This window comes from Nocardia coubleae NBRC 108252 (genome assembly GCF_001612805.1).
In the GTDB taxonomy this organism is placed as follows: domain Bacteria; phylum Actinomycetota; class Actinomycetes; order Mycobacteriales; family Mycobacteriaceae; genus Nocardia; species Nocardia coubleae.
The window spans coordinates 1-13,555 of record NZ_BDBD01000026.1; the positions used below are offsets into that span (position 1 = coordinate 1).

Genomic DNA, 13,555 nt, shown 5'->3' on the forward strand with positions numbered 1-13,555 from the left:
GGCCCTCTCGGGGCCGCGCTCGAGCGCGCCAGCGCTCCAAAAATACAGTCCAATACCTTTGTGGTGCACAAAACACCGAGGTAGTTCGGTGTGGCTGGAAATGCGGTAGGTGGCTTACCTGAGTGGTGCCGGGTGGCTGGGAGTGCGGTGTGTGGCGGGCTCCGAGGAGTTCCGGCCCGGGGTTCAAATCAAGCGATGGCTGGTGCCATCGGGTCGTCGGCGAACTGGGTGCGGTACAGCTCGGCGTAGCGGCCGTCGGCGTTGAGGAGGTCGGCGTGGGTGCCGCGTTCGATGATGCGGCCGTCTTCCAGGACGAGGATCTGGTCGGCGGCGCGGATGGTCGAGAGGCGGTGGGCGATCACCAGGGCGGTGCGGCCGGTGAGGGCCTCGGTGAGGGCTTCCTGGACGGCGGCTTCGGAGGTGGAGTCCAGGGAGGCGGTCGCCTCGTCGAGGATCACCACGCGCGGCTGCTTGAGCAGCAGGCGGGCGATGGTGAGGCGTTGGCGTTCGCCGCCGGAGAGGCGGTAGCCGCGTTCGCCGACGACGGTGTCGAGGCCGTCGGTGAGCGAGTCGGCCAGGTCGCCGAGGCGGGCGCGGTGCAGGGCGTCCCAGAGTTCGTCTTCGGTGGCTTCGGGGCGGGCGAGCAGCAGGTTGGCGCGGATGGTGTCGTGGAACAGGTGCCCGTCCTGGGTGACCAGGCCGACGGCGCGCTGGATCGACTCGGTGGTGAGCTCACGCACGTCGGTGCCGTTGAGCCGGACCGCGCCGGAGTCGACATCGTAGAGCCGCGAAACCAGTTGGGCGATGGTCGATTTGCCCGCACCGGAGGAACCGACGAGCGCGACCAGCTGGCCTGGCTCGGCGCGCAGCGACACATCGTGGAGCACCTCCACCCCGCCGCGGGTGTCGAGCGTGGCGACGTCTTCTAGCGAGGCGAGCGACACCTTGTCGGCCGACGGGTACCCGAAGTGCACGCCGTCCAGTTCCACCGAGACCGGGCCGTCGGGCACCGCGACGGCGCCGGGCGCGTCCTCGATCAGCGGCTTCAGATCCAGCACCTCGAACACCCGCTCGAAGCTCACCAGCGCCGACATGATCTCGAGCCGGGCACTCGCCAGCGCGGTGAGCGGGGTGTAGAGCCTGGTCAGCAGCAGCGACAGCGCGACGACCGACCCCGCGTCGAGGCTGCCTGCCAGCGCGTACCAACCGCCGAGACCGTAGACCAGGGCCAGCGCCAGAGCCGACACCAGCGTGAGCGAGGTGACGAACGTGGTCTGCAACATCGCCGTACGCACCCCGATATCGCGCACCCGGGTGGCCCGGACCGCGAATTCCGCCGACTCCTGCTGCGGCCTGCCGAACAGCTTCACCAGGGTGGCGCCGGGCGCGGAGAACCGCTCGGTCATCTGCGTGCTCATGGCCGCGTTGAGCTGGGCGGCCTCGCGCTGCATCTCCGCGAGCCGATTACCCGCGCGCCGGGCCGGGATGACGAACACCGGAAGCAGCACGAGTGCCAGCAGCGTGATCTGCCAGGAGATGCTGAGCATCACCGCGAGGGTGAGCAGCAGCGTCACCAGGTTGGTGATCACGCCGGACAAGGTGTCGCTGAACGCGCGCTGCGCCCCGATCACATCGGAGTTCAGCCTGCTCACCAGCGCACCGGTCCTGGTCCGGGTGAAGAACGCCACCGGCATCTTCTGCACATGGTCGAACACGGCGGTCCGCAGGTCGAGGATCAGTCCTTCACCGATCCGCGCCGACAACCACCGGATCACCAGCCCGAGGCCCGCGTCGACGATCGCCAACCCCGCGATGGCGAGCGCCAGAATCACCACCGTGCGCGGCGCCGACCCATTGACGATGTCGTTGACCACCTTGCCCGCCAGCACCGGCGTCGCGACACCGAGCACGGCGGCAACCACGCTGAGCAGCAGGAACGCCGAAATCCGGCGCCGATGCGCCTGCGCGAACCGCAGGATCCGGCGCGCGGTGGCCATGCTGAACGGCCGCTCCTCCTCCGGCGCGTTCATCCGCCGATACATCTGGCTGTAGGCCACGGACTCGATACTCATGTGTGCTCTCCCTCGGCTCCCCGCCCAGTCAACTCCTGCCCACCGACAGTAGAACCTCAAGTTAGGTTGAGAGCAAGCCGAAATTCGGCGCCACACACCTGGACCGGGAGGTGGCAGCAACTGCATGGTGCGGGTGACGGGGCTGCGGTGGGTGACCCGCTGCGCCTTCTGCAGGCTGACCGGCCGGTCCTTGCTGAGGCCGGCCTCCCCGGTCGGCTGCGGCGGCGCGGCCGGAGGTGGTCGACCCGAGCAGTGCCGAATGGCCCGGCGTGCGTGGGGGTGGGCGCCCGGGCCGAGGCAACTACCGGGAATAGGCTGGACGGGTGACGAGGCGCGTGGATGCGGAGCGGGCGGCCGATGCCTTGCGAGCGCGGGTCGGCTGTGTGGTCGATGTGTCTTCGCGCAGACTGGCCGAGTACTCCTCCGACGCCTCCAACTATCGCGTCCGGCCCACCATGGTCGTTTTCCCCCGCGGCGACGACGATGTGGCGGCCACGCTCGAATTCGCGCGCGAGAACGACCTGTCCGTGACCCCGCGTGGCGCGGGCACTTCCGTCGCCGGAAACGCGATCGGCCCCGGGATCGTCGTCGATTTCAGCCGCCATATGAATGCTGTCCGCGCGGTCGACGTGGAGTCCGCAACCGCTCGGGTTCAACCGGGTCTCGTACTCTCCGACCTCCAAGCCCACCTGCGCCCGCACGGCCTGCGCTTCGGTCCCGACCCCTCCACCCAGGACCGCTGCACCCTCGGCGGCATGATCGGCAACAACGCCTGCGGTCCCCACGCCCTGGCCTGGGGCCGAACCTCCGACACGGTCCGTGAACTGCGCATTCTCGACGGAACGGCCACCGAGCGGCGCTTCGGCACCGGCTCTTCCACGCCTGCGCGGTCGCACGCCGACGGCCGATTGCCGGACAGCGGCCTCCGAACATCCGGGCTTTCCGCGATACCGGGCCTGGCCGAATTCACCCGCGACAACCTCGCGGTGCTGCGGACAGAACTCGGCCGGTTCGACAGGCAAGCCTCGGGATACAGCCTGGAACACCTCTTGCCGGAGCGAGGTTCGTCGATAGCGAAGGCTTTCGTAGGCTCGGAAGGCACGTGCGGCGTGCTGCTCGAGGCCGAAGTCGAGCTTGCTCCCCTGCCGGACGCGACAGTCCTCACCGTTCTCGGCTACCCCGATATCGCCTCGGCCGCAGACGATATCGCAGCCGTCATGCAGTGCGCACCGATCGCGGTGGAGGGAATTGATGCCGGTCTGGTCGACGTCGTGCGCACCCACCGCGGCAAGGTCCCCGACCTCCCACGCGGCCGCGGCTGGCTGTTCGTAGAAACCGCAGGCGCCACACCCGCCGAAGCCTTGGCGCTAGCCCGGCAACTCGTCAGGGAAGCTCACGCCGACGACCACCGCATAGTCACGGATGCCGCTGAGACGAAAGCACTCTGGCGTATCCGGGCCGACGGTGCGGGCCTCGCCGGCCGCTCCCCCGACGGCAAGCCGGCCTGGCCTGGTTGGGAGGACGCCGCAGTCCCGCCGGAAAATCTCGGCACCTACCTGCGCGAATTCGCCTCGCTCACCGAGGAATACGACGTATCCGGGCTCCTCTACGGCCACCTCGGTGACGGCTGCATCCACGTCCGCCTCGATTTCCCCATCGCCGATGCACCACAGCGCTTCCGCTCGTTCCTCTTCGACGCGGCGCATCTGGTTGTGCGCCACGGTGGTTCACTGTCCGGCGAACACGGTGACGGTCGCGCCCGCTCCGAACTGCTGGAGGTCATGTACTCGCCGGCCGCACGCAGAGCCTTCGCCGGCTTCAAATCCCTGTTCGACCCGGACGGCATCCTGAACCCGGGCGTGCTGGTCGCCCCGCGCCCCGTCGACACCGACCTGCGCGTAGCCGGTCTGAGCCCGGTCCGGGCCCATGGCTTCGCCCTCCACAACGACAACGGCGATTTATCCACAGCTGTGCACAGATGTGTAGGAATCGGAAAGTGCCGAGCCGACACCGGTGCGTCGGGTGGCTTCATGTGCCCGTCGTACCTGGCGACCGGCGACGAAAAGGACACCACACGTGGTCGCGCGCGGGTCCTCCAAGAAGTGGTCCGTGGGGAACTGGACTGGCGCGCAAAGGAAGTCGAGGAATCCCTCGACCTGTGCCTGTCGTGCAAGGCCTGTTCCTCGGATTGCCCGGCAGGCGTCGACATGGCCACCTACAAATCCGAAACCCTCTACCGCCGCTACCGCCGTCGCCCCCGCCCCGTGGATCACTATGTACTCGGCCAACTCCCCCGCTGGCTCGCCCTGGCGCAACGTGCCCCACGCCTGGTCAACAGGCTCGCCGGCGCAACCTTCCTGCGTCGAATCGGAATGCGCCTGTCTCGCATAGACACTCGCCGCGAGATGCCGACGCTGGCGCCGAAGTCATTCCGTCGAATGTGGTCGGCGCTCGGCGCAAACCAGCGCACCGAGCCGCTATCGAGTGCGCACCCTCCCTTCGCACAGCTCGCGATCGACCGTGAACATGCCACTCAGCCGGGTGAACGCGGCACCGTCATGCTCTGGATCGACACCTTCACCGACACCTTCGACCCTGAAAACGCGCTCGCCGCAACAGAACTCCTCGAACGACTCGGCTACCGGGTCGTCATCCCCACCACCCGCGTCTGCTGTGGCCTCACCTGGATCAGCACCGGCCAGCTCGACGGCGCACGCAGCCGCCTGCGCGCCACCGTCGAGGCGCTGGCCCCCCACGTGGCCGAGGGCGGCAAGGTGGTCGGGCTGGAACCGTCCTGCACCGCCACCCTGCGCGCCGACCTCCCCGAACTGCTCCCCGACGACCCACGCGCCGCCCGGGTGGCCGCATCGGTCCGCACGCTCGCCGAATTCCTCCTCGAGCACCCCGACTGGCGACCACCGGCCCGCGCGGACACGGTGGTCGTCCAGCCGCACTGCCACCAGCACGCCGTCGGCGGCCTCACCGCCGAACGAACCATCCTCGCGGCGATGGGCGTGACGGTCCGGGAACTGGCCGGTTGCTGCGGGCTCGCCGGAAACTTCGGCATGCAGCAAGGCCACTACGACATCTCCGTAGCGGTCGCGAACAATGCTCTGCTCCCGGCGCTGGAAACGCTGGCACCGGACGCGGTCTTCCTGGCCGACGGCTTCTCCTGCCGCACCCAGGCCGCCCAGCTGGCCCGCAGACCCGGCCTGCATCTGGCCAGGTACCTGCTGGAACGGTGACCGGGCTCAGCTGCCGAAGGGCAGGGTGCCCGGCGGGATCTGATACCCGGAGCTGCCTGCGAAGATATTGCCCCATGCGGCGAGCAGCCAGTTGAGCGCGTCCGTGATCATCCGTTGCCTCCTGTGACGAGGGGATGCCGACTGTTTGCCGACGAGGGTTTCATCGTCGCGAATGTGGTCGGTATTACGAAATGGCGTCGTCGGGGGAGAAGGGCGCACAATGGGTCGGTGCGTGACCAGACCCTGAACCCGGACCTGGCCGGGCTGTCGCGGACGGTCCGGTCGAGCAGGCCCTTCGACGTGGGGCTCACGGTGGCGCCCCTGCGCCGGGGAATGGGCGATCCCTGCCATCGCACCGACCCGGACGGCTCGCACTGGCATGCCTCGCGCCTGCCGAGCGGCCCGGTCACCTACCGGCTCACCCAGGACGGCCGTGACGGCGTGCACGCGCGCGCCTGGGGTCCCGGTGCCGAGGAGTTCCTCAGCGGCCTGGACCGCATGCTGTGCCTCGAGGAGAACGTCGAGGATTTCGCCCCCGAGCATCCCAAGCTGGTCGAGGCGCACCGCCGTGTTCCCGGCCTGCGGATGCTGCGCACCGGCCTGGTGCTCGAATCGCTGATCCCGGCCATTCTCGAGCAGAAGGTGCACACCAAGTCCTCCTTCGCGGCGTACCGCACGCTGGTGCGCGAGTTCGGCACCAAGGCCCCCGGTCCGGGCGACCTGATGATCGCGCCGGACGCCGACACCTGGCGGCGGATACCGTCGTGGAAATTCCACCGGGCCAATGTGGGCCCACAGCGCGCGCAGACGATCGTGCGCGCCGCCCGCGTGGCCGACGCCATCGAACGCACCGCCCGCCTCGACCCGCGGGAAGCGGCGACCCGGCTGCGCAGCATCCCCGGCATCGGCGTGTGGACCGTCGCCGAGACCGCACAGCGCGCGTTCGGTGACGCCGACGCCCTCTCCGTCGGCGACTTCCACCTGGCCGCCACCGTCGGCTGGAGCCTGCTCGGGCGCCCCATCGACGACGACGCCATGGTCGCCTACCTGGAACCTCTTCGCCCACACCGGTATCGGGCCGTGCGTCTGCTCATGCTCAGCGGCCAGGCCCACAAACCGAAATTCGGCCCGCGCACACCGATCACCGATCACCGCGACCGCTGATCGATCGGCCCCAATTCACTGCACGGAACCCAAGGGAGAGTGCAGGATTCCCCACAGCGCGAATCGAAGGAGCACGGCTGTGGCCACTGCATCTAACCGAACTCCGGCGGCGTCTACGCTGCCGCGCCGTCAACTCGGCCGCCATCTGCGTGAATGGCGGACCAAGGCGGGCCTGACCATCGCCGAGGCGGCCAAACGCATGGAATGGGGCGCGAGCACCCTGCAACGCCTGGAAAAGGGCCACGCCGACCGCATCCGCACCATCGATATCAATGAACTCTGCCGCATCTACGGCGTCCCACGCGAGGTCACCGACGGATTGGCCGGTCTGGCTCAGCAGGCCGCCGTCAAGAGCTGGTGGCACGCGTACGGCGACCTCATTCCAGAGAACTTCGACATCTACATCGGATTGGAGGCCTCCGCCCGCACCCTGCGCACCTATCAATCCGAGCTCGTCCCCGGTCTGCTGCAGACCGCGGACTATGTGCGCACACTGAATCGACTTGCCTGCCCGAAGGATTCACCCGCCGAACTCGAACGGCGCGTATCGCTGCGCATGCAACGCCAGACCCTGATCGGGCGCGAACACGAACCGGCCGAACTCGATGTCGTTGTGCACGAGTCGGTCTTGCATCGCGTCGTCGGTAATGCCAAGGTGATGGCTGCGCAGTTGCGCCATCTTGCCGATTTCGGTACCCGGGGCAATGTCGCACTGCGTATTCTGCCGTTTGCCGCCGGTGTTCCACTCGGAGTCTCCACCGGACCTTTCACGGTTCTCGAGTTCGGCACCGATGGCAGCGGTAAACCGGTCGAACCACCGGTGGTGTACGCCGAAGGCTTTACCGGCGACCTCTACCTGGAACGACGCACGGATGTCACACGGTACGACCGGGCTCACGAGTGCCTCCGGCGCCATGCGCTGGACTGTCAACCGAGTAGAGACCTGCTCCGGCGGGTCGCGAAGGAGTATGTGGCATGAGTTTCGATCTCGTCGACGCACACTGGTTCAAGAGCACCCGCAGCAGCGCGAACAAAGATTGCGTGGAAGTTGCCTTTCTGTTCGGCGGGCACGTCGGCGTGCGTGACAGCAAGAATCCGGCCGGGCCGGCGCTGGTCTTCGACGGACCGAGCTGGGACGCCTTCACCCGCAGCATCGACACCGGGGTACTGGCGTGAACACCAAACGCGATATCGACCTCACCGGGGCCACCTGGCAGCGCGCAGGCGACGGTGACGACGCGAGCGTCGAGGTGGCAATGCTCGACGAGGGCAACGTAGCCCTGCGTGACGGCAAGAACCCGGACGGCCCGGTGCTCATCTTCACCCCGAGCGAATGGGCGGCGTTCACGGCGGGCGTACACGACGGTGAGTTCGACCGCCCGTAACGTTTGCCGAATGCCCCCGGTGGGTAATCCTTCGCCATGGACCGAGGGTTGAAGAAAACTGCACCCCGGTACCGGAGGCTGGCGCCTGAGGACGGGGTGGAACGCCTGATCGTGATCCTGCTTTTCGCGGTATCGGCGATCGGAATCTACACACTCACCGGATCGTTGCTCGCGGCGCTGTTCATCGGATTACTGGTCGGATCGGTAGCGGTAGGGACCGTGGCTGTCTTGTAGCGGACAGCCACGGTCTCACCGCCGGAACAATTTATTGCCGAGCCAGACAATCGGATCGTATTTACGGTCGACCACCCGCTCCTTGAGCGGAATCAACGCATTGTCGGTGATCTTGATGTGTTCCGGGCACACCTCGGTGCAGCATTTGGTGATATTGCAATAGCCGAGACCCGCGTCCTCCTGGGCGAGTTCGCGCCGGTCGGCGGTGTCGAGCGGGTGCATCTCCAGCTCCGCGATGCGCATCAGGTAGCGCGGCCCGGCGAATTCCTGCTTGTTCTCCTCGTGATCGCGCACCACGTGACAGGTGTTCTGGCACAGGAAACACTCGATGCACTTGCGGAACTCCTGCGAGCGCTCCACATCGATCTGCTTCATCCGGTACTCGCCCGGCGCCAGCTCCGGCGGCACGAAAGACGGTATCTCCCTGGCCTTCTCGTAGTTGAACGACACGTCGGTGACGAGATCCTTGACCACCGGGAAGGTGCGCATCGGGGTCACCGTGATGACCTCGTCGGGAGCGAACGTCGACATGCGGGTCATGCACAGCAACCGTGGCCGCCCGTTCACCTCGGCCGAACACGAACCGCACTTGCCCGCCTTGCAATTCCAGCGCACCGCCAGGTCGGGGGTCTGGGTGGCCTGCAGGCGGTGGATGATGTCGAGCACCACCTCGCCCTCGTTCACCGCGACGGTGTAGTCCTGCAGGTCGCCGCCGTCGATGTCACCGCGCCAGACCCGGAAACGAGCGTCGTATCCCATGGTCACGCCTTTCCTTCGGCCGCCGGGTGGGCTGCCAATTCTTGCTCGGTGTAGTACTTTTCGAGCTCGGAGAATTCGAACAGGGCCAGCAGGTCCTCGCGCATGGGAGTCTGTTCCTTGCGGGTGACGGTGACGCCGGGAACCAGTCCGTCCGAGCGCGCCGGATCGAGCGCACAGACCAGCAGCGAATTGCGCCAGGTCGGGTCCATGCCCGGGTGGTCGTCGCGGGTGTGTCCACCTCGGCTCTCGGTGCGCAACAGCGCCGCCTGGGCAACGCATTCGCTGACCAGCAGCATGTTGGCCAGGTCGAGCGCCAGGTGCCAGCCGGGGTTGAAGTGCCGGTTGCCGACCACGGTGACCCGTGCGTACCGGGCGCGCAGGTCGGCCAGTTTGTCGATGGCCTCGCGCACCTCGTGCTCCTTGCGGATGATGCCGACGAGGTCGTTCATCGCCTCCTGCAGCTCGGCGTGCAGGGTGTACGGGTTCTCGCCTGCGCCGTCCGTCGGCGGATCGAACGGTGCGAGAGCCGTTTTCGCCGCCGACTCGATATCGGCGTCGGTGGGTGCGGGACGCTCGGTCAGCCCGCCGACGTAGGCTGCGGCGCCGAGACCGGCCCTTCTGCCGAACACCAGCAGGTCCGACAGCGAATTCCCGCCCAGTCGATTGGAACCGTGCATGCCGCCGGAACACTCACCGGCAGCGAACAATCCGGGAACCACGGCCGCACCGGTGTCGGGATCGACCTCGATACCACCCATCACGTAGTGGCAGGTCGGGCCGACCTCCATCGGTTCGGCGGTGATGTCCACATCGGCCAGCTCCTTGAACTGGTGATGCATCGACGGCAACCGCCGCACGATCTCCTCGGCGGGCATCCGGGACGCGATATCCAGGTACACCCCACCGTGTTCGGTGCCGCGGCCCGCCTTCACCTCTTCGTTGATCGCGCGTGCCACTTCGTCGCGGGGGAGCAGGTCGGGGGTGCGGCGCGCGGAGTCGTTGTCGCGCAACCACTGATCGGCCTCGTCCTCGGTCTCGGCGTATTGGCCTTTGAACACCGGCGGGATGTAGTCGAACATGAACCGCTTGCCCTCGGAGTTCTTCAGCACGCCACCGTCGCCGCGCACACCCTCGGTGACGAGGATCCCCTTCACACTCGGCGGCCACACCATGCCCGTCGGATGGAATTGCAGGAACTCCATATTGATCAGGGTGGCGCCTGCGCGCAGCGCGAGGGCGTGTCCGTCGCCGGTGTACTCCCACGAGTTCGAGGTGACCTTGTAGGACTTGCCGATACCGCCGGTCGCGAGCACCACCGCGGGCGCCCGGAACAGCACGAATTGCCCCGATTCGCGGTAGTACCCGAACGCACCGGCGATCTTTCCGCCCTCGGTGAGCAGCTCGGTGATCGTGCACTCGGCGAAGACCTTGATCCGCGCCTCGTAATCGCCGGTCGCCGCGTAGTCCTCCTGCTGCAGCGACACGATCTTCTGCTGCATGGTCCGGATCAGTTCCAGCCCCGTCCGGTCACCCACATGCGCCAGGCGCGGGTAGGTGTGGCCGCCGAAATTGCGCTGGGAGATGCGTCCGTCAGGCGTCCGATCGAATAGTGCCCCATAGGTTTCCAGCTCCCACACCCGGTCGGCTGCCTCGCGGGCGTGCAGCTCGGCCATCCGCCAGTTGTTGAGGAACTTGCCGCCGCGCATCGTGTCCTTGAAGTGGGTCTGCCAGTTGTCCTTCTCGTTGGCATTGCCCATCGAGGCCGCGCACCCGCCCTCGGCCATCACGGTGTGTGCCTTGCCGAACAGCGACTTACACACCACCGCCACCGAAAAGCCTTGCTCGCGTGCCTCGATCACGGCTCGCAGACCTGCGCCGCCCGCCCCGATCACCACGACGTCGTAGTCGTGCCGTTCCACCTCTGGCATCGAAATGAAGCTCCTCGCGTTGTCGCGGTTCAGTTCACGAACCGCAGATCCGAAATGGTCTGGCTCGCCACCAACATCACGTAGAAGTCGGTGAGGACGAGGGTGCCGAGCGTGGTCCAGGCCAGTGCCATGTGGCGGGTGTTGAGTTTGGACACCTGCGTCCAGAACCAGTACCGCACCGGGTGAGCCGAGAAATGCTTGAGCCTGCCGCCCGCGATATGCCTGCACGAATGGCACGACAGCGTGTACGCCCACAGCAGGACGACGTTCACCAGCAACACCACATTGCCCAGGCCGAAGCCGAAACCGCCGCCGCTGCCGTGGAACGCCGACAGTGCGTCGTAGGTGTTGATCAGTGAAACGACCAGCGCCACATAGAAGAAGTAGCGGTGCGCGTTCTGGATGATGAGCGGCAACCGTGTCTCGCCGCTGTAGCGCGCGTGCGGTTCGGCCACCGCACACGCCGGCGGCGACATCCACATCGACCGGTAGTAGGCCTTGCGGTAGTAGTAGCAGGTGAGCCGGAACCCGAGCAGGAACGGCAGCACCACGAACCCGAGCGGAATCCACATCGGCAGCTCGGGAAACGGCGTACCGAAATGGCTCGAACCCGGCACACACGAATCGCTGAGGCAGGGGGAGTAGAACGGCGTCAGATAGTGGTACTCCGGCACCCAATAGGCCGTGCGCACAAATGATCTGACCGTCGCGTAGGCGACGAAGGCGATCAGGCCGAGGGTGGTGAGCAGCGGTGGCAGCCACCAGCGGTCGGTGCGCAATGTGCGCGCGGCGATACGGGCCCTTGTTCGGCTGAAGACGCCGGTCCCCGCGGCGGGGGTGGTGGTCGGTGCGGCACTCACGGTCGATGCCTCGCTGCTCTGCAGGTGTGCGGCGGCAATCATTCCCCACCGCTGTGGACTGTGATGTGGAGCACCATACGCCTGTGTTCCGGCCGCTCGAGTCGGGTCGCACGCACTCACCTGCCTCGTATGGCGGTGATCTCCATCACAGCGTTGCGCCTGTGAAGGCGCGTCATGCCGGTGCAACAAACGTGTGGTGCCCTATGGCCATGAGAAGAGCCGCGATCGTGGCGCCGGTCCGCACCCCGAGCGGGGTGGAGGGCGGGGCGCTGTCGGGAATGCCCGCCGAGTGGCTGGCGACGACGGTCCTTTCGGCGGTGATCGAACGCTCCGGCATCGACCCGCTACGCATCGAAGACGTCGCCATGGCCTGCGTCGACGGTGGCCTGGCGAACGTGCCTGCCGTCGGTGCGCTGGCCGCCCGGGGCGCCGGGCTGCCGTTCGCGGTGCCCGGCTTTCTCACCGACCGGCACGGCGGCAGCGGGCTGCAGGCCGTGATCACCGCGGCCATGATGGTGCAGACCGGCGCCGCCGACGTGGTGGTCGCCGGGGGAGTGGAATGCGTGACCACCCCGGCCGGACTACCCGGCGGCGTCGAGGGTCTGCACAATGCCGAAGGGCTGGCGGGCTACTACGGGATCGACCGCGCCGCGGCCGACGAATTCGCCGTGGCCAGTCATCGCAAAGCCGCGCGGGCCTGGCGCCAGGGCGCGTTCGGCGCGGAAGTGGTTCCGGTGGATGTCGGCCCGGGACACGGTGGTCACCAGATCGGCCGTGACGAAGGCGTGCGCGACGACCTGTCCACACACACCCTGGCCGGGCTGCGGCCCCTGCTGCCCGACGGCGTGGTGACGGTGGGGAACATGAGCAGCCACCGGCTCGGTGCGTCGGCCTGCCTGGTCGTCGCCGAGGACCGGCTGACCTCGCTCGGCCTGACCCCGATGGCCTTCCTCGCGGGCTGGGCCGCCGCGGGCTGTGACACCTCGGGGCCCGCGCTCGGCGCCGCACCGGCGGTCGCCAAACTGCTCGGCCGCACCGGTCACACGCTCGACGACGTCGACCTGCTCGAGATCAACGAGGGCTACGCGGTGGAGGTGCTGGCCCTGGCCACCGCCTGGGAACTCGACCCGCTCGACCGCCTCAATGTGAACGGTTCCGACATCGCGCTCGGTCACCCGGTCGGTGCGACCGGCCTGCGGATCATGACCACGATGCTGCACGAACTCGGCCGCACCGGTGGGCGATTCGGGTTGGAAGCCATCGCCCTCGGCCACGACCACGGCATCGCCGCGCTGTTCGAATCCGCCGAATCCGACGAGCCGGTCGAGACCCCACGCGGCGCCCGATTCCACGGGGTACGCAGCAGTCGGCGATTGGGTAGACACCGCGCCTGACCGGTCGGCGGCACCGTGGGCCTGCGGCAGTGTGTCAGGCTCGCGCGCCGCTGACAGGGGTCGGCGCGGCAACCCGGAGGCTGCCGCGCCGAGGTCGTGCTTCTACTTGGTCCTCGGCCGCGAGTGGAAGCCGAGGCCCTCGTCCTGCGCACCCATCCAGGCCGCCTCGTCGGACTTGCTGTCGGGAACATAGATCGGTTCCGCCCGGCGCGGCACGGCCAGTTCCGGCGGGGGCGCCTGCTCGAAGTCCTCGGCGTCGATGACGAGCCGCTCGAGGTCGTTCTCCAACCGGCGCACGGTGGCCGCGTCGCCGTAGTTGGAGCGCAGTGCGCCGATCGATTGCCGGAGTTGGCCGACCGCGTAGCGCAGTTCCGCGATATCGCTGCGTGTCATCGTTACCTCCTGGGTATATGGCGGGCATACCGACTCGCCGGATCACGGGCACGCCCGAAAAGCTCCCGGGCCGCGCTGCACCGAGCTGTGTGACTCACCACACAACGTGATCTCCACCACA

At 67.6% G+C, this 13,555-nt stretch carries 11 protein-coding genes; 6 read left to right on the plus strand and 5 right to left on the minus strand.

All coding sequences use genetic code 11. From position 1 onward, the window contains the following. Positions 1-188: 188 nt before the first annotated feature. On the minus strand, positions 189-2,072 hold the full coding sequence (locus tag NCO8_RS26290) for an ABC transporter ATP-binding protein (RefSeq protein WP_067643336.1): 1,884 nt from the start codon (positions 2,070-2,072) through the stop codon (positions 189-191). Between the two features lie 323 nt (positions 2,073-2,395). Between NCO8_RS26290 and NCO8_RS26295 the strand changes: the two genes are divergently transcribed. The 5 genes from NCO8_RS26295 (at position 2,396) to NCO8_RS26315 (ending at position 7,866) form a co-directional block, all read left to right on the plus strand. Further along, entirely contained in the window at positions 2,396-5,317 is a 2,922-nt protein-coding gene (locus NCO8_RS26295; protein ID WP_245655506.1) for an FAD-binding and (Fe-S)-binding domain-containing protein, read from the plus strand. Positions 5,318-5,545: 228 nt separating this feature from the next. Beyond that, complete coding sequence (locus NCO8_RS26300; protein WP_084457497.1) at positions 5,546-6,481, plus strand: DNA-3-methyladenine glycosylase family protein; 936 nt, start codon at positions 5,546-5,548, stop codon at positions 6,479-6,481. 79 nt (positions 6,482-6,560) lie between these two features. Continuing rightward, the gene (locus NCO8_RS26305; RefSeq protein WP_067643342.1) at positions 6,561-7,460 is read left to right on the plus strand and encodes a helix-turn-helix domain-containing protein; all 900 of its coding nucleotides are present in this window, start codon (positions 6,561-6,563) and stop codon (positions 7,458-7,460) included. Next, positions 7,457-7,657, plus strand: a complete 201-nt coding sequence (locus NCO8_RS26310) for a DUF397 domain-containing protein (protein WP_067497279.1) — start codon at positions 7,457-7,459, stop codon at positions 7,655-7,657. Before NCO8_RS26305 ends, NCO8_RS26310 begins: the two co-directional genes overlap by 4 nt. Further along, a complete protein-coding gene (locus NCO8_RS26315) occupies positions 7,654-7,866 on the plus strand; it encodes a DUF397 domain-containing protein (protein WP_067497277.1) in 213 nt (70 codons plus the stop codon). Before NCO8_RS26310 ends, NCO8_RS26315 begins: the two co-directional genes overlap by 4 nt. A 249-nt stretch (positions 7,867-8,115) precedes the next feature. Here the strand turns inward: NCO8_RS26315 and NCO8_RS26325 are convergent, their stop codons facing one another. The 3 genes from NCO8_RS26325 to sdhC are packed head-to-tail and all read right to left on the minus strand — an operon-like array spanning position 8,116 to position 11,689. Then, positions 8,116-8,859 carry a succinate dehydrogenase/fumarate reductase iron-sulfur subunit gene (locus NCO8_RS26325; RefSeq protein WP_067643346.1) on the minus strand — a complete coding sequence of 248 codons (744 nt, stop codon included), beginning with the start codon at positions 8,857-8,859 and terminating at the stop codon, positions 8,116-8,118. 2 nt (positions 8,860-8,861) lie between these two features. Then, complete coding sequence (locus NCO8_RS26330; RefSeq protein ID WP_067643349.1) at positions 8,862-10,787, minus strand: fumarate reductase/succinate dehydrogenase flavoprotein subunit; 1,926 nt, start codon at positions 10,785-10,787, stop codon at positions 8,862-8,864. 29 nt (positions 10,788-10,816) lie between these two features. Further along, complete coding sequence (sdhC, locus tag NCO8_RS26335) at positions 10,817-11,689, minus strand: succinate dehydrogenase subunit SdhC (RefSeq protein ID WP_247606904.1); 873 nt, start codon at positions 11,687-11,689, stop codon at positions 10,817-10,819. 167 nt (positions 11,690-11,856) lie between these two features. Between sdhC and NCO8_RS26340 the strand changes: the two genes are divergently transcribed. Beyond that, the gene (locus NCO8_RS26340; protein ID WP_084457523.1) at positions 11,857-13,041 is read left to right on the plus strand and encodes a thiolase family protein; all 1,185 of its coding nucleotides are present in this window, start codon (positions 11,857-11,859) and stop codon (positions 13,039-13,041) included. 102 nt (positions 13,042-13,143) lie between these two features. On the opposite strand, the gene NCO8_RS26345 is transcribed toward NCO8_RS26340, so the two are convergent. Beyond that, positions 13,144-13,434: an Rv0250c family protein gene (locus tag NCO8_RS26345; RefSeq protein WP_067497270.1), complete on the minus strand. Its 291-nt coding sequence runs from the start codon at positions 13,432-13,434 to the stop codon at positions 13,144-13,146. Between the last annotated feature and the right edge of the window lie 121 nt (positions 13,435-13,555).